An 18616-nucleotide genomic window follows, 5' to 3' on the forward strand; every position below is an offset into this window, starting at 1 on the left:
AAACTAACCTTCACCTGGATAAACTACTCGCCTGCTAAGGAGAGACGATATGCTGGGATGGGTTATCACCTGCCACGATGAACACGCGCAGGATATGCTGGATAAGCTTGAAGCTAAATTTGGTCCGCTGGCGCAATGCCGTGCGGTGAATTACTGGCGCGGTTTAAGCACCAACATGCTGAGCCGCATGATGTGCGATGCGCTGCATGAAACCGACACGGGCGATGGCGTGATCTTTCTGACCGATAAGTCCGGCGCGGCGCCTTATCGTTCCGCCGCGCTGTTAAGCCACAAGCACGAAAACTGCGAAGTTATTTCCGGCATCAGCTATGCGCTGCTGGAAGCGATGTACCCGCTGCGTGAGACGCTGAGCAGCGCCGAATTTCGCAATACCCTCGTTAATATGCAGGTTCCGGGCTTAAGTAGCCTGTGGCATCAGCAGCAGAAAAACCCGCCTTTCGTCCTGCTTCACGATCTGTATAAGCATTAAACGTTGGTATTGATGTCGCATTTGTTACAATGGCTACTGATTTCCCGTATCGATTTATATCCCATGCTCATGCGCGTTGTTTTCCTGCTGTTACTGCTGATATCCGGCGGCGCATCTGCCAGTCTGATCAGTCAGCAAGGGCTTCCCGCCCGATATATGCAAACCACTGAAGATGCTGCCATTTGGGCTCAGGTAGGTAACGACGTGGTGAACGTCGGCAATATCCGCGCCGGGCAGATCTTAGCCGTTGTTCCCACTGCCGCCGATTATTACGAATTTCGCTTCGGCTTCGGAACCGGATTTATTGATAAAGGACATCTGGATGAGGTGCAGGGAAAACAGCGCGTTGAAGACAGCCTGGGCGATCTGAACAAGCCGCTCAGTAACCAGAACCTGATTACCTGGAAAGATACGCCGGTCTTTAACGCCCCCAGCAGCGGCAGCGCGCCTTTTGGCACGCTAAGCGCCAACCTCCGCTATCCGATCCTGACTAAACTGAAAGATCGCCTGAACCAGACCTGGTATCAGATCCGTATTGGTAACCGCCTGGCATGGATCAGCAGCCTGGATGCGCAGGAAGATAACGGGCTTCCGGTCCTCACCTACCATCATATTTTGCGTGATGAAGAAAACACGCGCTTTCGACATACCTCAACGACCACCAGCGTAAGGGCGTTCAATAACCAGATGGCCTGGCTGCGCGACCAGGGCTACACCACGCTGACGATGTATCAGCTGGAAGGGTATGTGCGTAATAAAATGAACCTGCCCGCTAAGGCGGTGGTGATCACCTTTGATGATGGCCTGAAATCGGTCAGCCGCTATGCGTACCCTGTTCTGAAAGAATATGGCTTCAACGCCACGGCGTTTATCATTTCGTCACGTATCAAAGGCCATGCGCAGAAGTGGGATCCTAAATCACTGCAGTTTATGAGCGTCCAGGAGATCAAGAGTATCCAGGATGTCTTTGACATTCAGTCTCACACCCACTTTCTGCATCGCGTGGATGGGTATAAACACCCCATATTATTGAGCCGCAGCTATCATGTGATCCTGTTTGATTTTGAGCGCTCCCGCCGCGCGCTGGCGCAGTTCAACCCGCGGGTGCTTTATCTGTCGTATCCTTTTGGTGGCTATGACAATAAAGCGATAAAAGCGGCAAACGACGCCGGTTTCCATCTGGCGGTGACCACGGTGAAAGGGAAGGTGAAGCCGGGGGATAATCCGTTCTTACTGAAACGCCTGTATATATTAAGAACGGATTCGCTGGAGACGATGTCGCGGCTGATCAGCAATCAGCCGCAGGGGTAGCTTAATAGTAGGAGAGGTTGATGGTCGCGACGGCTTTAAATTCGCCTGCTTTCATCGGTTTACCGTCTTTTACGAGCTGGGCGGAAAAGTCCATCATGCCGAAATCGGACCCTGGCGCTGTCGCAGTGGTATAACGCGTAAAAGCAAGCCCGTTAGGCGGTAACGGCGTTGAGTTGTAAGCGTAAAGCTGAACCCCCACTCCTTCGGCGCCTCCCGTCAGCGTGTTCCCCAGCAATTCATTCTGTGAACCCGTGGTTTTGTTTGCCTGGAGTTTTACATCCACCGCCCAGACGTTATCGCATCCCAAAATTTGCACCCGGAAATTGGTGGTGCGGGGCGATACGTTAAAGTCAGACATCATGTATTCGCCCAGATCGATGTTATTGCCTTTATCCAGCTGTGCGGTCTGGCAGGTCGACGTCACGATGGGAACCTGGAAGGTTGTGGGTGTGACCATAAATGTCCAGGGTTGGTTATTACTGTCAGTAGGTGTGCCAATCGCCATCTGCCCCAGCGGAAACGATGCCGCGGGCGTAATGTAGCGATTATTATTCCGGTTGCCGTTAGCATAGAGGAACTCTCGGGCGTCCTGCCAGATTGTCACTTTAGCTTTCCAGGTTTGATTGTCCCAGTAGTAATCAGGGCCGGGACTAACCAGTGTCGACCAACCGCTAGGTTCCATATTCCCATCACCAAAATAGCCCCCGCCTGCGCTGGAGAATATTTTCACTGAAAATACAACGCCTTCAATATTGGTGGAATAATAGTTACCCATACCGCCGTCAACCTGAGGGCCGCGACCATGAAGGTAGGTATAGTCGTTGGGATCTTTTTCCTTTAACTGCTGTCCATCATTCCCTGCGAATGTACATTTTGATGTTAGCGTCGGGCTAAGGTTGAGTTCGAACGTGGCCAGTTCTCGCATGTTACTCACGCCATCCCAGGCGGCCCAGCGGATGCCCTGTGGATAGCTGCCGTTTACGAGGGTGGTTGTACCGCCCCCACCGTCGGAAAATTTACACTCCTTTGCCCATGCTTGCCCTTGTAAACTTAGCCAGCCTACAAGCGCCATTTTTATAAACGAGAGAAAAGACCAACGTCCTGTCATGTTTCTGAACATTCTCATCCTGTTTCCTGTTCTGATTTATTCGTATGTGGCGTTGACCAGCACGCGACTGGTCACTTTTCCGGCGCTGACCGGGCCGAAATTCTGCAAGCGGGCGTAGAAATCATATTCTGTCGCCCATACAGTTTTTGCATTCAATACAACGCTTGAACTGCCATCGGTATTAAGCACGTTGGTATTCAGGTCGGTTGAAAAAATAACCACGCCGGTATTGGCCGCGCCGCCTTCATCAACGGATGTTTCATTGATAAAGATCTGTCGACTATCGGCTGGCCACGTTTTGCTTTGCGGCTGAAAACTGAATTTCAGCCTGTTAACCTGGGTTCCCTCACCTGGGCAACTGTCGACCTTAACCGTAAACGCCGTACCGGAAGCCGCATCGCTCGGCTGCAGACGCGTACTGCCGTCCGCGTTGTAGAACCAGTTTTTGCCTACAATAGGCAGGTGGATCTTGCCATCGCCAGGAATGGAAACCTGACAGGTGTTTTCAACAATATTGGCGTTAAGCGTAACGTCCATGCCTGCCTCTGCGGACAGGCAGGGGGCAGACCAGTGCCAGCTTATAAGCCCGGCCAGAAGCGTATATCTGCCGAAAACTCGTTTTCTATAGGGATGCGACATGACTGCTCTGCCCTTGCTCAGTATTACTGGTAAGTCACAACAAACGTCACCGGCGCGCTGACGTCGCCCGTGGTGACATCGGCGATCGTTTTACCGCTAGCGATAACGATACGCGCGGCCATATCGACATTTGCCGTTGCGCCACTGATGGTGACGTTCTGCACGGGCGTGGTGTTACAGCTCAACAGCGTTCCTGTTCCGGCTGTACCTTTCCACACTTCAAAGCCAGTTTCGTGTCCACCAGCAAAAGAGTCACCCGTTAACGCTGCGCCGGAACAGCTGCCTCCCGTTCCCTTGGTGGCCTGTACGGTTGCAGATTTCACCCCAGCGCAGCCGCTAAAGGCGATTTTAAAAGGTTCACTGCGCGTCTGGGCAACCAGATCGGATTTGAAGACGTCACCAAATGCCAGGGTGCTGATTGGCTGGCCTCCGGCATTCTGGATTTGTGCGGTACAGGTGCCCGCTTCAATGGTGGAGGTAAATGTCGCCTGCACGCTGCTTGTGCCGGTAATGGCATGTGATGCCGCACTAAACAGACCCGCAGAGACAGCCAGTGCAATCAGGGGGAAAGATTTTTTAATCATCGTCGCGTTTCCTTCCGCTTATTGGTATTCGAAGTTGAATGTGGCTATAGCACTGAAGCTGCCGGTTGTCGCCAGGCCGGATTTGGTTTCCACAAGACGGGCAACCAGAGGAACTTCATTGCTGTTAATTTCAGCCGTGGTCCAGACTAAGCGTTTCGCATCGTCAGTTGAGTTAATGGTAAATGGCGCTGTAGGTGCTGACGCGCGTGCGATGGAGACCCCCATATAATCAGCTGGTCCGGCTGTAGCACCATTTAAGATGGCCGTATCAAGGTATCCTGATTTCGAGCCTGAAATTGTCGTCTTCAGTGCTGCAAGGCTCGACGGACAGTCAGTAATTTTTAACTTAAACGCGGTGCTGGCGCCGTCTGTTTTATTGATAATGTCCGACAGGGCCGTTTTACCTGCCGCACCGATCGGAATCGTATTATTTTTTCCGTCGCCGGTACCACCCTCGATGGCCATATCACAGGTGGTTTCACGCAGAGTTGCGGTAAAAGTCACATCCAGATTGGTGGACGTTGCCGTTGCCTGCGAACTGAGTGCCGCGAAAAGCAACGCGCTTAGGCTTGTTTTCTTCATTAAAATTAACTCCTTGTTAAAAAACGATTACATCTGACAGGTCTGGTTATCCAGCATGGTTGTCAGACCCACCTTCCTGGCTGAAGGGGTGAGGGTATAGGTCACGGTGCACGCGCTTTCTACATCACTGCCCCAGACAATACGCAGATGACCGCTATTTTCCGCACCGCGTACATAAGCCTGCCCGGCCTGGCCTACAGAGCCGACGGATTGCCCCTGTTCATTCAGAACGTCAGCGCCCAGCGGAATAAAGCCGTTATCAGAGCGGTGCAAATCAAGCAGCAGCGAGCGGCTTTGGTCGGTTTCGAAATCCACGCGCACAATCGCACCGCTGCGCGGTACAGCGATTGAGCTGGTGCTCTTCACCTCCACATCAGATTCCAGCTTAGAAATATCAATGCCAATGGTGTTTTCACGGTAAGCCGACAGATACGGCATGATCGCGTAGCCTGAGTTGCCGATGACGCCATCGCCAATGGAAAGCTGCGCGCCTTTCGCGCCCGGCGCGCTGACCAGCGCCAGAGTATCGGTATCGCCGATGCTGCCCGAGGAGAGCGTGATGCCGCCTGAATGCAGAACCATGCCGCCGCTGTAACTCAGCGAGTACTGCTGGCTGCTGTCATCGGTGGCGGAGGCCGATATGCTGAGCGGCCCATACGCGCTACTGTAGCTGCCGTAGCCGCCAATCTGGTTAAGATCGCTACTGTCACCCTGGCTGGAACTGGTGTTAACGCTATAGCTAAAGCGGTAATCGTCTGTGTTCCCGTTCGCGCTGGCATTGAGGGTCGAGTTGTTTTTGAAATCCGAGTTGACGCTCATGTTCACGCTGGAGAAACCGCCCGGCTTCTTACCGCGGCCCAGCAGGTTTTCCAGAGGAATGCTGATGTTCAGATAGACGCTGTCATCTTTATCGCCATACTCGTTGTAGCTGCGCTGGAGCGATACGCTGTAGCTGCCCAACCAGAATGCGTTGTTGTAGCCGATTGAGTATTGGGACGTTGAGTCCGATTCTGACCAGTAGTCCTGCCAGCTTCCGGTCATATACAGCGAACCATAATCCGTTTTTCCTGACGACAACGGCTGGCTTACGTTGATCTGCACCTGATTTTTCATTCGCTGGAAATGGTTATACACATCGCTGTCCGAATGATCCGGATTACGGCCTCTGTCACGATATTTAATGCTTTCCGTCAGCGATGCCGCATCATTGAGGGTCAGGTAGTCTTCCGTTGAGAAGCGATACGCTGCCACGTTGAAGGAGGTGTTGGTTTCTTCCAGCAGTTTGCTCCAGGAGAGACGGTAACTTTGCCCCGTCAGATTGCCGATGCCGTCGATGTCTGCATCTGAATGCGTTACGTCCAGCGCAAAAGCACCTACGCCTGTGCTCACGGCAATACCGAGCAGCCCGGAGTAATAGCCCGTATCCATATACTGGAAGCCAGCATAGCCGGTGAAAATGTTGCTGAGGCCGTAATAACCCGTGGCATAGCCCAGACGCGGCTTATCGCGCAGTCCGTTGTCATTCAGCTCACCCACGCCAATGTCCCAGCGGCTGTATCCGGGGCGAAGCATCTGGCTGACCGAAGAGTAGGGGACGGAAAAGGTGCGCACGCTGCCGTCAGACTCCTCAATGGTGACAACCAAATCGCTACCGTAGCCCGTCGTACTGAGGTCGTTAATTTCAAACGCACCCGGTGGGACCGTCGATTCATAGATCTTGTTTCCGCTTTGAGAAATTGTGACCTTCGCATTACTTTTAGCGACGCCACGAATAACGGGCGCATAGGTTGAAATCCCCCCGGGCAACATGCGATCATCGTTATACATGCGCACGCCACGCAGGTTGATGGAGTTGAAGGTGTCGCCGCGGGTATAGGAATCACCCAGCAAGAGTTGAGCGCGCAATGGCGTAATGTCGCGTTGCAGGTAGATATCCTGGCTGGCGTAGTCGGTACCCTCTGCGTCATCCCAGTTCAGCGTGCCGCGTGAGCGTAAACGCCAGGGGCCCATGTTGATACCGTACTTTAACCCTGCATAAGCGGTGTCGCGCCCACCGTCTGTGCTGTCCGAATGCCATGCGTTGAGGTCGTAGGAGAGCATGCCTGCAGTAATACCGTCTTCCCAAAGAGAAGGATCAACATAGCCACCATGGTGCCGCTCGATATAAATTTGCGGCATGCTAAGGCTTAATTCCTGTGAGCCGGAGTTATAATCCCAGGACGCACCCGGGAAGGCCTTGTTGATATCAATACAGACCGTTTCATCACTCTCTCCAGGCTTTTTGTTGGCTACCGCATTTTGCAGGGCATCCGCTTTAATGCCCATTTGCATCAATACTTTTGGCGTGAAGCAGGGGGCAGCACGCACCGTAGCATTATCTTTAAAGGTAAAGTCTGTCAGCGCTTTTTTTTGCCCATTCAAAATTAGCTGAGTTTTAAACGTGCCGGGTACGATAGGGTTTCCGTGTGAAAAACGACTCACGTCAATACTGTTTCCTGTATTAAAGAGGAACTGATCGTTGAATTCGACCTCTTCATTACCCGACGATGGCGTAGCAACTTCTTCAGCCGCGAAAGATGCAGACTGAAATGCTGTGCATATGGCAATACAAAGAATTGAGCGGCGAAATAACATTGCTATCACTAATCCATTAGCTGCTAATATTTATGGGCAAACTTTTAATATTTTTCTAATTAACCGGGACGTCGTGTTTCTCTGCGCCTCCGAAATCATTAATCGAGGTATAGGTTAATTTCGTAATACGTGCCGAATCGCCTGGTTTAAGGCTGAAGGACTGGCTGGTAAAGGGCGCAACCACGTGCGGCTCTATTTCGATGTTCTTCCCGCCGACGGTCGTTTCGATTTTGGCGACGGAGACGTAGAATGGAGAATCATTTTTAGCCACCAGCTCATTTGCCTGCTGGGACCATTTCAATTGTGCTGCGGCTATTGCCGGGTCGCCCTTTAGGCCGTCCGGACGGAAGAACATTTTAATACGTGTGCGAAACGCTAGTTGCAGCATGTTTTGATTTTCTTCAGAAGCTTTTGCTTTAGGCGGTACTTCCAGCACGTTGAACCAGTACAACGTCTCTCTGTCTGTTGGCAACGGCTGGCCAAGCCAGGTAATACGTACCGTCTGTCCTTTAGCAGGATCGACACGTGAGACCGGTGGCGTGACGATAAACGGCAGTTTGAGTTCTTGAGGGTTCGTTGTGTCGCGGCCATCATCTAGCCAGGTTTGTACCAATAACGGCTTGTTACCGCGGTTTTCCATTTTTACGGTGACGTCTTTAGCCGATGCCGGGTAAATGACTCGTGTGCCTGAAATGACAATGTCGGCATAAGCTGCGTGGGAAACGGTCACAGCGGCACAAACCATGAGTGCAGTAATACAGGTATTAAAAGGGCGCATAATATTCATCCATTAAATAAGAAATGCGCCCACCTCATCCGTGAGCGCATGAAATAACAATCAATTGTTATTCGTAGGTCATGGTAAAGGTCACGTTGCTGCTGACTTTACCGGCGCTGACTGGATTGGTGGTGGCGACCCAGTTTGCTGCAGGGACATAAGCAACGCGGTAAGCCAGAGTACCCGTGCCTGCGGTAAGAGTGGCTTTCTGGGTGTTATTGCTCGGCTGACCCACTTTGATGCGGTCGGTGCTGGTTGAGCTGTTGTTGTACAGCGCAAGAGCGACGTTATTGGCATGGCCCGCTACGGTTGGGTCAGCTTTCAGCGTACCGTTAGACAGTTCAGCGAACTGCTGAGAGGTAAAGGTGGCAGACGCTTTGGTCAGGGATTCCGGGCATTTGCTCAGGTGCAGTTCGAACTCTTTTGAACCTACGCCTGCATCAACAGTGGTTCCTTCTACATCGGCTTTTTTGACCACTGGCAGAGTTAGCGTTACGTTGTTGGCATCAACACCGTTATTAGAGGTAATAACGCAGGTGGTATCGGTTACTGCGCCATCGAATGTAATCAGGCCAACGTCAGAAGCCATTGCAGAAACAGAACCCAGTGCTAATACAGCGACACTTGTAGCCAGAATTGTTTTCTTGAACATATTTTAAATATCCATTTATTAAAAAGTATCATTCATGATGTTTATGGTTAACGCATAAAACTGGCTCAATATATTATTGTTTCATGGTGGTTTTAAATAAGTTTTGCTATAAAATGAATGAAGTAAATTTAAAGGTGTTTATTTCGACGAGGGAATCAAAGGGTTGTGTTTAATTGTTAGTGCTTTCTATATTGGCAGGGGGTGTATTTTGAATGCAATATGGATTTTAATGTGTGAGGTCTGGCTCACTATTAAAATAAATATTTTTGGGGCGGTGTTTATTATTCAGGGCTGTGATAATACCACAGCCCTTTAAAAATCAGGCAACCTGAACTGGAATCGCCTTCGCGGTGCGTTTCATCTCGTTGTCGCCTTCGAAATAAGCAACTTTGGGCTGCCAGCGGCGCGCTTCTTCGTCAGACATCATGACGAAGCTGGCGATAATAACGATATCGCCGACGTCCGCGCAGTGTGCCGCCGCGCCGTTGACGGAGATAATTTTAGACCCGCGCTCGGCGGCAATCGCGTAGGTGGAAAAACGCTTGCCGTTATTCACATTCCAGATATCAATGGCTTCATTTTCGAGAATACCCGCCGCGTCGAGAAAATCCTGGTCAATGGCGCAGGAACCTTCATAGTGCAGGTCGGCCTGGGTGACTTTCACTCGGTGAAGCTTACCTTGCAGCATTTTGCGAATCATTACGTATACCTATAATTATCAAGGGTGAAAGAACTACGCCAGCTCAACCACTTTATTATCGATAAGGCGTGCCTGGCCGAGCCATGCCGCCACCAGAATCACCGCGCGTTTGCTGGTTTCCGTCAGCTCAAGCAGGGTATCAGCATCGCGGATTTGAATATCATCAGCGCGGAAGCCTTTGTCGTTCAGCGCCTGCTCTGCAAGGGCGACGATCTCTTCTGCGGCCAACTCTTTCGCCAGCAGCTGTTCTGCCATGGTGTTCATCACCTTGCTTAAGCCCGGCGCGATTTTACGCTGATCGGCGGTCAGGTAACCGTTGCGTGAGCTGAGCGCCAGGCCATCTTTGGCTCGTACGATCGGCACGCCGACGATTTCGATATCGTAACCCATATCGGCAACCATCTTGCGGATCAGCGCCAGCTGCTGGAAATCTTTTTCACCGAAACAGGCGATATCCGGCTGCACCAGGTTGAACAGCTTGCTGACGATGGTGGAAACGCCGCGGAAATGGCCCGGACGGCTTGCACCTTCCAGCATGGTCGAAATCCCCGGGACATCCACATAGGTCGCCTCTTCCGTACCCTGCGGGTACACATCGGCAGGTGCCGGAGAGAACACGATATCCGCATGACGTTTTTTAAGCTTTTCGCAATCTTCCTGAAGAGTGCGCGGATAGCGTGCCAGATCGTCGGCGCGGTCAAACTGCATGGGGTTCACGAAGATACTGACCACCACGATATCTGCTCGCGCACGGGCTTCGTCGACGAGCTTCATGTGGCCGTCATGCAGGTTGCCCATGGTCGGGACCAGTGCGATACGTTTACCTTCCTGACGCGCGCGGCGGATATGCTGGCGCAGCAGCGGCAGGGTTTCAATGATTAGCACAACGAGACTCCTTAATGGAAACTGTGTTCTTCGCCCGGATAAACACCGGATTCAACGTCGGCAATATACTGCCGCACAGCAGCACGCATGTCGCCTGCTTCTGTCAGGAAATTTTTGGCGAATTTTGGAATGTGGCCGCCGGTGATCCCGAAGGCGTCGTGCATCACCAGAATCTGACCGTCTGTCACATTACCTGCGCCGATGCCAATCACCGGAATGGACAGGGCTTCAGTAATACGCTTCGCCAGCTCAACCGGCACGCACTCCAGCACCAGCAGCTGGGCGCCTGCGGCTTCCAGCGCCAGGGCATCCTCAAACAGCGTCTGCGCTGCGTCGCCGCGGCCCTGCACCTTATACCCGCCAAAGATGTTGACGGACTGCGGGGTCAGGCCCAAATGACCACACACCGGCACGGCGCGTTCGGTGAGCATTTTCACCGTCTCCACCAGCCAGGCGCCGCCTTCAATTTTGACCATGTTAGCGCCAGCGCGCATCACTGCCGCCGCGTTTTCAAATGCCTGCTCTGGCGTGGCATAAGCCATAAACGGCAGGTCGGAAAGCAGAAGGCAGCTTGGCGCACCGCGGCGTACCGCACGGGTGTGATATGCAATATCTTCAACCGTGACCGGCAGGGTGGAATCATGTCCTTGTACCGTCATCCCTAACGAATCTCCGACCAGCATGACGTTGATACCCTCTTCGGCAAACAGTTTGGCGAAGCTGTAGTCATACGCGGTGATGGTGGCGAAGCGTTTTTTTTCCTGTTTGCATTTCTGCAGTAAGGAGATGGTGGTTGGTTTCATACTGTTTCCTGATAGCCCAAAAGCGAATCTTTGCGCATTCTAACAGTAACATTCGAGGGAACAATGATTTTAGGTAACCGATTAGCCACAAAATATTAATGGTTAATCGATAAGGGAAGAGTGTTACCAGCGGGCAGGTTTTTCCGCTTTGAGGGTGTCCAGAATGGACTTGAGTGGGATGTCATCCGGAAAGATGAGATCGGGGGCAACTTCAAAGAGCGGCCAGAGCATAAACCCGCGATTTTTCATGTCGTAATGCGGAACGGTGAGGCGTTCGGTGTTTATGACCTCATCTCCAAACAGCATAATGTCGAGGTCCAGCGTGCGCGGTCCCCAGCGCTCGGCTTTGCGTACGCGCCCCTGCTGCAGTTCGATGCGCTGGGTGTTGTCCAGCAGCGTTTCGGCATCAAGGGTAGTTTCCAGCACCACGGCGGCGTTCAGATAATCAGGCTGATCCTGCGGGCCTAGCGGCGGCGTGCGGTAAAAGGAGGAGACCGCCACGATACGGCTTTGCGGGATCTCACCCAGCGCCTGTACGGCAGCATTCACCTGCTCCAGTGGAGAGGCTAAATTGCTGCCGATGGCGATATACGCGAGGGTCATGCTGTCCCTTCACGACGCGGTGCGCGTTTGCGCGGACGACGATGACGGCGACGCGGGGCAGGTTCTTCATCCAGCCCGGTCAGCATATCTTTCTGCTCCGGCGGGGCGGAAACCTGGAATTCGGCCCACCACTGCGCCAGGCGCTGCAGCTCCTGATTGCGTTCAGTTTCCGCACGCAGCGACAGCAGGTCGAAGGCGGCGCGGAACTTTGGATGCTCCATCAGCTTCCAGGCACGTTTGCCCTGACGGCGGGACATGCGCAGCTGAAGCTGCCAGATGTCGCGCACCAGCGTGGTAATACGTTTTGGGATAGCCAGCGTGCGGCACCCTTCGTCCAATACATCGTTCGCGGCCAGCGCGAAGGCATCGTAATAGGCGAGGCCGCTCTCCTGGGTGATTCTTTGAGCCGTTTCCAGCAGCGGGTACCAGAACATTGCCGCAAACAGGAATGCCGGGTTCACGCGCATATCGTTATGGATGCGGGTGTCGGTATTTTTCAGCACCTGCGCAATCATCCGCTCCATTGGACTGTCACCGTTTTCGGTGAAGTAACGGGTAATGGTCGGGAACAGCGGCTGGAACAGGTTGTATTCGCGCAGCAGATTGTAGGTTTCGAACCCGTAGCCGGCCTGCAGCAGCTTCAGCGCCTCTTCAAACAGGCGGGCAGGCGGCACGTCGTTAATCAGCGTCGCCAGACGCGGGATCGGCTCTGCGGTTTCCGGGCTGATGCGCATGTTCAGCTTGGCGGCAAAACGCACGGCGCGCAGCATGCGCACCGGATCTTCGCGATAGCGCGTTTCCGGCGTGCCGATCAGGCGGATCAGACCCTCTTTCAGGTCCTGCATGCCGCCGACGTAATCACGCACGGTGAAATCCGCCACGCTGTAATAAAGGCTGTTGATGGTGAAGTCGCGACGCTGGGCATCTTCTTCGATAGAGCCGAAGATATTGTCGCGCAGCAGCATACCGTTCTGGCCGCGCTGTGACGTGGTGCGGTCGGATGCACCCGCTTCGTGGTGGCCGCGGAAGGTCGCCACTTCGATGATTTCCGGCCCAAACATCACGTGAGCCAGACGGAAACGGCGGCCAACGAGACGGCAGTTGCGGAATAATTTACGCACCTGCTCGGGCGTGGCGCTGGTCGTCACGTCGAAATCTTTCGGTTTTTTGCCCAGCAGTAAATCACGCACCCCACCGCCAACGAGATAGGCCTCGTAGCCCGCTTTATTCAGACGATAGAGTACTTTGAGGGCATTTTCACTGATATCTTTGCGGGAAATATTGTGCTGCTCACGCGGAATAACCGACATGTGTGGCTGTGCAATAGCGTCGTTCGCCATGCTCTCTTCGCGGCTTAGCACTTTACGGCAAAAATTAGCGACTCGGGTAAAAATGGTACACCTCGTAGTGTGTTTTGTTATGAAAAAAGCGGCTAATCATAGCTCAGCGCAACGCATTTGAGAATGCTGGATTTTTGGCACTGCCGCGAGCGTCCAGTTGGCAATGGCTATTTTCAGCAATTCGTCAATGCGCAGATCCTGCCATTCGTTGGTTACATTCTGGTTGAGAAATCGCAGCGCGTCGATCAAAACAGGACGCGGATCGCCGTCTGGCAGGGCCGGGGCGTGGTTCTGCTTGGAGAGCTTAACGCCCTGCGCATTGACCGCCAGCGGCAGATGAATGTAATCCGGCGCCGTCCAGCCAAACTGATGATAAAGCGAGATTTGCCGTACGGTCGGTTCGACCAGGTCCGCCCCGCGCACAATTTCCGTCACGCCCTGGAAATGATCGTCGACGACCACCGCCAGGTTATACGCAAACAGACCATCACGACGGTGAATAATAAAATCTTCACATGCCAGACGTTCATCCGCCCTAATCTCACCGGAGAGCCGATCGTGGAAGCGAGTGATGGGCGCGCGCTGTAGCAAGCGTACGGCGGCATTTTCCGGGGGAAGATTCAGCGTGCGGCAGTGGCCGTCATACACACCTCCCACGCTCTGGATACGCGCGCGGGTGCAGGTGCAGTTATAGGAGAGCCCCTGAGCGCTGAGCCAGGCCAGACGTTCCCGATAAGCCTCATGTCGTTGTGACTGCCACAGAACGTCGCCGTCCCAGTGAAGACCGTAATGTTCCAGCTGACGCAGAATGGTGTCTGCAGCACCGGGAACTTCACGCGGAGGGTCAATATCTTCGATGCGGACGAGCCATTTACCCTGACTGGCGCGAGCCTGCAGGTAGCTGCCAAGCGCGGCAATTAATGAGCCGAAGTGTAATTCACCGGAAGGAGATGGCGCAAAGCGCCCAATATAGTGTGATTCAGACATATCAACAGTAACAAGGCGGGAGAGACTCCCGCCTTTGAAGTGTATAAACAGCGCTGGCGTTAGCCGGCCATCTGTTTTTCGCGGATTTCGGCCAGCGTTTTACAGTCGATGCACAGATCGGCGGTTGGACGCGCTTCCAGGCGACGAATACCGATTTCAACACCGCAGGATTCGCAGTAGCCAAAATCTTCGTCTTCGACTTTTTTCAGCGTTTTCTCGATCTTTTTGATCAGCTTGCGTTCGCGGTCACGGTTACGCAGTTCGAGGCTGAACTCTTCTTCCTGAGCGGCACGGTCTACCGGATCCGGGAAGTTAGCAGCTTCATCCTGCATATGCGAAACGGTGCGATCCACTTCATCCCTGAGTTGATTACGCCATGCTTCAAGAATACGCTTGAAGTGCGACAGCTGGGCTTCGTTCATATACTCTTCGCCCGGCTTCTCTTGATACGGCTCCACCCCAGCGATGGCGAGAATACTCAGGGACGATGTTTTACGGTTTTGCCCTTCTTGCATGTTGCTTCTCCTTAACACGCACTATCGATCCCCGTGTTGGGGGAAAAATCAGGTCGCTATAAATAGCAGATGCTTTTCCGTATGGCAATTATCTAAACGTAACACTTGACAAGCCTGTGAGGAAAAGCGTATTTGCGCACGCGGCCAGAACACTTATTCATCAATCGTCTAATCCCTTATAAGACAATGGGAAGAGACGATCTCAGAGTCATATTATCGGCAGAAAGTTCCGCTTTATAAGCTAAAACCTCTACCCCCTGCTTTTGTGCCTCATTCAACAGTTGTGCGTATTTAGGATCGATATGGCGGGCAGGGGAAAACCGTTCAATCGCTGTATGCAACACCGCAAACAGCAATACGGCGCGTTTGCCCGCCGCCGCAACACTCATTAGCTCTCGCAGATGCTTCTGCCCGCGTAGCGTTACCGCATCCGGAAAGAAGCCGTTTTCCTGTTCCGCTAACGTCACTGATTTTACTTCAATATAGCACTCAGGACGGCCTTCCGCCTGTAACATGAAGTCAATTCTGCTGCCTTCATCGCCGTATTTCACTTCTGTTTTATGCGTACCGTAACCCACTAGTTCGGGAATGGCGCCATTCGTCAGCGCTTCCTTAACCAGCTGATTTGCACGCAGAGTATTAACACAAATAAACGCCCCGTTTTGCGTTTCGGTTATTTCCCAGGTATGGGGATATTTGCGTTTAGTATTTTCTGAAGTGGAATACCAGACCGTGTCACCCGGTGCGGCGCAACCGGTCATGGCGCCGGTGTTGGGGCAGTGCAGGGTGAGCTCTTCGCCTTCCGGCGTCACCACGTCGGCGAGGAAGCGTTTGTAGCGTTGGATCAGCGTGGCGGACTGGAGTGCAGGACTAAACTTCATCGGAATTCCTTGTGGTGTCGCCCAACGTCCAGCGCTGTAGCGGCCTGTAGCGGGTGCGTCCCCGTGCAAAGACGGATTCATAAAGCGCGAATTCATTAACCGGAAAAGCCCAGTGAAAACCCGGCGGCGGAATGGCAACAGCCTGACCGGCATCGCGCAGCAGCGTGACGTGCGGATGAAACGGCTGCGGGCTCTGGTAACAGCCGCTGCGCGCTGCCTGCGCGCGCAACATATTGGCGAGCTGTAACAACCCGCGCGGCGGCTGGCACGTACCCAGCCAGACCACGCGCGAACGCAGCCACTGACCCGCATCGTCAAGGTGCAGCGTAAACGCCGGCTGGACAATACGCCCGGCCATGGCGGCTAATGCCCGCTGTTTTTCGGCGCTCACGTCACCCAAAAAGGCCAGCGTCAGGTGCAGGTTTGCCGCCGCAACGGGCCGGCCCGCTTCCGGTGGAAAATGTTCCGCGCGCCAGCGAACGATTTGCCGCTGTAGGGTGGTGGGCAATTCAATGGCAAAAAACAGCCGTTTCGAATCAGACATACGGGGGACTCGGTAATGATATGCGCCGATGCTACAATGTACGCCGACTAATGTTAACCCTCTGGAGCTGTTAGTGTCCTCATTGCCGGTCGCCGTCGTTCTTCCTGAGCTTCTCGCTGCCTTACAACATGCCCCGCAGGTTTTGCTTAACGCGCCTACGGGGGCGGGTAAATCTACCTGGCTGCCGCTGCAGATCCTTAAAGAGGGGAAGATTGCCGGGAAAATTATCCTGCTGGAGCCGCGCAGGCTGGCCGCGCGCAACGTGGCGCAGCGCCTGGCGGAACTGCTGAATGAAAAACCGGGCGAAACGGTAGGCTACCGGATGCGCGCCGAAACCTGCGTCGGCCCGTCCACGCGGCTTGAGGTGGTCACCGAAGGCATTCTTACCCGCATGCTGCAAAACGACCCGGAGTTGAACGGTGTCGGGCTGGTGATCCTGGATGAATTCCACGAGCGCAGCCTGCAGGCCGATCTGGCCCTCGCGCTGTTGCTCGACGTTCAGCAGGGGCTGCGCGACGATCTGCGGCTGCTGATTATGTCGGCGACGCTGGATAACGAGCGGCTACGACAGACATTACCCGATGCGCCGGTCATCAGCTCAGAAGGACGGGCATTTCCTGTTGAGCGTCGCTATCAGCCGCTTCCTGCCCATCAGCGCTTTGACGAAGCGGTAGCTATTGCCACTGCTGACCTGCTTCGCCAGGCGCCCGGCTCGCTGCTGCTGTTTTTGCCCGGCGTGGGGGAGATTCAGCGCGTGCAGGAGCGGCTGGCCTCCAGGGTGGGCAGTGACGTACTGCTTTGCCCGCTCTATGGCGCCCTGTCGTTGACCGAACAGCGTAAAGCCATCCTTCCCGCCCCGGCGGGGCAGCGTAAAGTCGTCCTGGCAACCAACATTGCCGAAACCAGTTTAACCATCGAAGGCATTCGCCTGGTGGTGGATAGCGCGCAGGAGAGGGTGGCGAGCTTTGATCCGCGCACCGGGCTGACTAAACTGCTGACACAACGCATCAGTCAGGCGTCAATGGTGCAGCGCGCGGGCCGTGCGGGGCGTCTTGAGCCGGGTATTTGCCTGCATTTGACCAGCGCGGAGCAGGCTGAACGCGCGGCACAGCAAAGCACGCCGGAGATTTTACAAAGCGATCTCTCCGGGCTGGTGATGGATCTCCTGCTGTGGGGCTGCCCGGATCCTGAACAGCTCACCTGGCTTAATCCACCGCCTGTCGTGAATCTCGCCGCCGCGCGCAGCCTGCTCACCCAGCTTGGCGCGCTGGAAGGTGAACGTCTGACGGCGCGCGGTCAGAAAATGGCGGCGCTGGGCAACGATCCGCGTCTGGCGGCGATGCTGGTGGCCGCGCAGGGCGAAGATGAAATTGCCACAGCGGCGAAACTGGCGGCTATTCTTGAGGAGCCGCCGCGCGGAGGCAGCAGCGATCTGGGGCAGGCGTTTTCGCGCAATCAGGGAAACTGGCAGCAGCGGGCGCAGCAGCTGTGCAAACGCCTGAACTGCCGGGGCGGTTCACCTGACGGCGATAAGATTGCCTCCCTTCTGGCGCTGGCCTTCCCGGACAGGATTGCGCGCCGCCGCGGGCTGGATGGACGCTACCAGCTGGCAAACGGCATGGGGGCGATGCTGGACAGCGATGATGCCCTGACGCGACATGAATGGCTGATCGCGCCGCTCCTGCTTCAGGGCAGCCAGTCTCCTGATGCCCGTATTTTACAGGCGATTGCCGTGGACATAGATGCCCTGACGCGTACCTGCCCGCAGCTGCTCCAGCAATCGGACATCGTGGAATGGGATGACGCTCAGGGGACGCTAAAGGCGTTTCGGCGTAGTCAGATTGGCAAACTGATCCTCGGGACGAAACCGCTGGCGAAGCCGTCTGAAGAAGAGTTACACCAGGCAATGCTGAACGGCATTCGGGAAAAGGGCCTTAACGTTCTGAACTGGACGCCGGAAGCTGAACAGTATCGCATTCGTCTGCACTGCGCCGCGAAGTGGCTACCGGAATACGCCTGGCCCGCGGTGGATGATGAGACGCTGCTGGCGACGCTTGAGCAGTGGCTGCTGCCGCAAATGAGCGGCGTGCACTCTCTGCGCGCCCTTAAGGCGCTTGATGTTAAGACCGCGTTACAGAATTTACTGGACTGGTCATTACGTCAACGTCTGGATAGTGAGCTTCCTGGGCATTACACTGTGCCCACCGGGAGCCGGATTGCCATTCGTTATCATGAGGATAATCCTCCGGCGCTGGCGGTTCGGATGCAGGAGATGTTTGGTGAGGCAACCACGCCGTCTATTGCCGAAGGGCGGGTGCCGTTGGTGCTTGAGCTGCTCTCGCCTGCGCATCGTCCGTTGCAGATCACCCGCGATCTGGGGGCGTTCTGGGCGGGAAGCTACCGTGAAGTGCAGAAAGAGATTAAAGGGCGCTACCCCAAACACGTCTGGCCGGACGATCCGGCGAATACGGCGCCGACGCGGCGGACGAAGAAGTATTCCTGACAGGAAAGTCTTGCTGTTTATTTTGAGAGATTTCTTCTTCCACAGGCCTGTGAAAGAAAAGAAAATCTGGCCTTTGC

Annotated in this window: 19 protein-coding genes; 3 read left to right on the forward strand and 16 right to left on the reverse strand. The window is 54.3% G+C overall.

Features of this window, described 5'->3' with window-relative positions; genetic code table 11:
* Positions 1–49 precede the first annotated feature (49 nt).
* Together AC2FAJ_RS12460 and AC2FAJ_RS12465 are read left to right on the forward strand one after the other, a co-directional pair.
* A complete protein-coding gene (locus AC2FAJ_RS12460) occupies positions 50–490 on the forward strand; it encodes a PTS sugar transporter subunit IIA (RefSeq protein ID WP_041911222.1) in 441 nt (146 codons plus the stop codon).
* 63 nt (positions 491–553) lie between these two features.
* Complete coding sequence (locus tag AC2FAJ_RS12465) at positions 554–1801, forward strand: polysaccharide deacetylase family protein (RefSeq protein WP_047363486.1); 1248 nt, start codon at positions 554–556, stop codon at positions 1799–1801.
* Position 1802: 1 nt separating this feature from the next.
* Here the strand turns inward: AC2FAJ_RS12465 and AC2FAJ_RS12470 are convergent, their stop codons facing one another.
* The 16 genes from AC2FAJ_RS12470 to thpR form a co-directional block, all read right to left on the reverse strand.
* Entirely contained in the window at positions 1803–2921 is a 1119-nt protein-coding gene (locus AC2FAJ_RS12470) for a fimbrial protein (protein ID WP_157844798.1), read from the reverse strand.
* A 24-nt stretch (positions 2922–2945) separates the two neighbouring features.
* A complete protein-coding gene (locus tag AC2FAJ_RS12475; protein WP_072201797.1) occupies positions 2946–3548 on the reverse strand; it encodes a fimbrial-like protein in 603 nt (200 codons plus the stop codon).
* 23 nt (positions 3549–3571) lie between these two features.
* Entirely contained in the window at positions 3572–4132 is a 561-nt protein-coding gene (locus tag AC2FAJ_RS12480) for a fimbrial protein (RefSeq protein ID WP_045631169.1), read from the reverse strand.
* A gap of 18 nt (positions 4133–4150) precedes the next feature.
* Positions 4151–4714: a fimbrial protein gene (locus tag AC2FAJ_RS12485; RefSeq protein WP_485454201.1), complete on the reverse strand. Its 564-nt coding sequence runs from the start codon at positions 4712–4714 to the stop codon at positions 4151–4153.
* 27 nt (positions 4715–4741) lie between these two features.
* Positions 4742–7348, reverse strand: a complete 2607-nt coding sequence (locus tag AC2FAJ_RS12490; RefSeq protein ID WP_485454202.1) for an outer membrane usher protein — start codon at positions 7346–7348, stop codon at positions 4742–4744.
* A 55-nt stretch (positions 7349–7403) separates the two neighbouring features.
* Complete coding sequence (locus tag AC2FAJ_RS12495; protein ID WP_223239617.1) at positions 7404–8093, reverse strand: fimbrial chaperone; 690 nt, start codon at positions 8091–8093, stop codon at positions 7404–7406.
* Between the two features lie 100 nt (positions 8094–8193).
* Positions 8194–8778: a fimbrial protein gene (locus AC2FAJ_RS12500; protein WP_041911215.1), complete on the reverse strand. Its 585-nt coding sequence runs from the start codon at positions 8776–8778 to the stop codon at positions 8194–8196.
* 319 nt (positions 8779–9097) lie between these two features.
* The gene (gene panD, locus AC2FAJ_RS12505) at positions 9098–9478 is read right to left on the reverse strand and encodes an aspartate 1-decarboxylase (protein ID WP_003856284.1); all 381 of its coding nucleotides are present in this window, start codon (positions 9476–9478) and stop codon (positions 9098–9100) included.
* A 33-nt stretch (positions 9479–9511) separates the two neighbouring features.
* Entirely contained in the window at positions 9512–10363 is an 852-nt protein-coding gene (gene panC, locus AC2FAJ_RS12510) for a pantoate--beta-alanine ligase (protein WP_041911214.1), read from the reverse strand.
* 11 nt (positions 10364–10374) lie between these two features.
* A complete protein-coding gene (gene panB, locus AC2FAJ_RS12515; RefSeq protein WP_485454203.1) occupies positions 10375–11166 on the reverse strand; it encodes a 3-methyl-2-oxobutanoate hydroxymethyltransferase in 792 nt (263 codons plus the stop codon).
* Positions 11167–11289: 123 nt separating this feature from the next.
* Entirely contained in the window at positions 11290–11769 is a 480-nt protein-coding gene (gene folK / locus AC2FAJ_RS12520; RefSeq protein WP_485454204.1) for a 2-amino-4-hydroxy-6-hydroxymethyldihydropteridine diphosphokinase, read from the reverse strand.
* A complete protein-coding gene (gene pcnB / locus AC2FAJ_RS12525) occupies positions 11766–13163 on the reverse strand; it encodes a polynucleotide adenylyltransferase PcnB (protein WP_028015552.1) in 1398 nt (465 codons plus the stop codon). The genes folK and pcnB overlap by 4 nt, the downstream gene beginning before the upstream one ends.
* Before the next feature lie 42 nt (positions 13164–13205).
* On the reverse strand, positions 13206–14096 hold the full coding sequence (gene gluQRS / locus AC2FAJ_RS12530) for a tRNA glutamyl-Q(34) synthetase GluQRS (RefSeq protein WP_041911211.1): 891 nt from the start codon (positions 14094–14096) through the stop codon (positions 13206–13208).
* 59 nt (positions 14097–14155) lie between these two features.
* On the reverse strand, positions 14156–14611 hold the full coding sequence (gene dksA, locus AC2FAJ_RS12535; protein WP_013095632.1) for an RNA polymerase-binding protein DksA: 456 nt from the start codon (positions 14609–14611) through the stop codon (positions 14156–14158).
* 176 nt (positions 14612–14787) lie between these two features.
* Entirely contained in the window at positions 14788–15492 is a 705-nt protein-coding gene (sfsA, locus tag AC2FAJ_RS12540) for a DNA/RNA nuclease SfsA (protein ID WP_041911210.1), read from the reverse strand.
* Complete coding sequence (thpR, locus tag AC2FAJ_RS12545) at positions 15482–16036, reverse strand: RNA 2',3'-cyclic phosphodiesterase (protein ID WP_485454205.1); 555 nt, start codon at positions 16034–16036, stop codon at positions 15482–15484. Before thpR ends, sfsA begins: the two co-directional genes overlap by 11 nt.
* A 73-nt stretch (positions 16037–16109) precedes the next feature.
* Here thpR and hrpB point away from each other — a divergent pair, with 73 nt between their 5' ends.
* Complete coding sequence (gene hrpB, locus AC2FAJ_RS12550; protein ID WP_485454206.1) at positions 16110–18539, forward strand: ATP-dependent helicase HrpB; 2430 nt, start codon at positions 16110–16112, stop codon at positions 18537–18539.
* The last annotated feature ends 77 nt before the right edge of the window (positions 18540–18616 follow it).

The sequence above is a fragment of the Enterobacter cloacae complex sp. 385G4 genome, assembly GCF_057320665.1.

Excerpts from the sequence above, each read along its gene's own strand:
- AC2FAJ_RS12460 (WP_041911222.1), top strand. The coding sequence starts at position 50 with ATGCTGGGATGGGTTATCACCTGCCACGATGAACACGCGCAGGATATG.
- AC2FAJ_RS12465 (WP_047363486.1), top strand. The coding sequence starts at position 554 with ATGCTCATGCGCGTTGTTTTCCTGCTGTTACTGCTGATATCCGGCGGC.
- AC2FAJ_RS12470 (WP_157844798.1), bottom strand. The coding sequence starts at position 2,921 with ATGTTCAGAAACATGACAGGACGTTGGTCTTTTCTCTCGTTTATAAAA.
- AC2FAJ_RS12475 (WP_072201797.1), bottom strand. The coding sequence starts at position 3,548 with ATGTCGCATCCCTATAGAAAACGAGTTTTCGGCAGATATACGCTTCTG.
- AC2FAJ_RS12480 (WP_045631169.1), bottom strand. The coding sequence starts at position 4,132 with ATGATTAAAAAATCTTTCCCCCTGATTGCACTGGCTGTCTCTGCGGGT.
- AC2FAJ_RS12485 (WP_485454201.1), bottom strand. The coding sequence starts at position 4,714 with ATGAAGAAAACAAGCCTAAGCGCGTTGCTTTTCGCGGCACTCAGTTCG.
- AC2FAJ_RS12490 (WP_485454202.1), bottom strand. The coding sequence starts at position 7,348 with ATGTTATTTCGCCGCTCAATTCTTTGTATTGCCATATGCACAGCATTT.
- AC2FAJ_RS12495 (WP_223239617.1), bottom strand. The coding sequence starts at position 8,093 with ATGGTTTGTGCCGCTGTGACCGTTTCCCACGCAGCTTATGCCGACATT.
- AC2FAJ_RS12500 (WP_041911215.1), bottom strand. The coding sequence starts at position 8,778 with ATGTTCAAGAAAACAATTCTGGCTACAAGTGTCGCTGTATTAGCACTG.
- panD (WP_003856284.1), bottom strand. The coding sequence starts at position 9,478 with ATGATTCGCAAAATGCTGCAAGGTAAGCTTCACCGAGTGAAAGTCACC.
- panB (WP_485454203.1), bottom strand. The coding sequence starts at position 11,166 with ATGAAACCAACCACCATCTCCTTACTGCAGAAATGCAAACAGGAAAAA.
- folK (WP_485454204.1), bottom strand. The coding sequence starts at position 11,769 with ATGACCCTCGCGTATATCGCCATCGGCAGCAATTTAGCCTCTCCACTG.
- gluQRS (WP_041911211.1), bottom strand. The coding sequence starts at position 14,096 with ATGTCTGAATCACACTATATTGGGCGCTTTGCGCCATCTCCTTCCGGT.
- dksA (WP_013095632.1), bottom strand. The coding sequence starts at position 14,611 with ATGCAAGAAGGGCAAAACCGTAAAACATCGTCCCTGAGTATTCTCGCC.
- sfsA (WP_041911210.1), bottom strand. The coding sequence starts at position 15,492 with ATGAAGTTTAGTCCTGCACTCCAGTCCGCCACGCTGATCCAACGCTAC.
- thpR (WP_485454205.1), bottom strand. The coding sequence starts at position 16,036 with ATGTCTGATTCGAAACGGCTGTTTTTTGCCATTGAATTGCCCACCACC.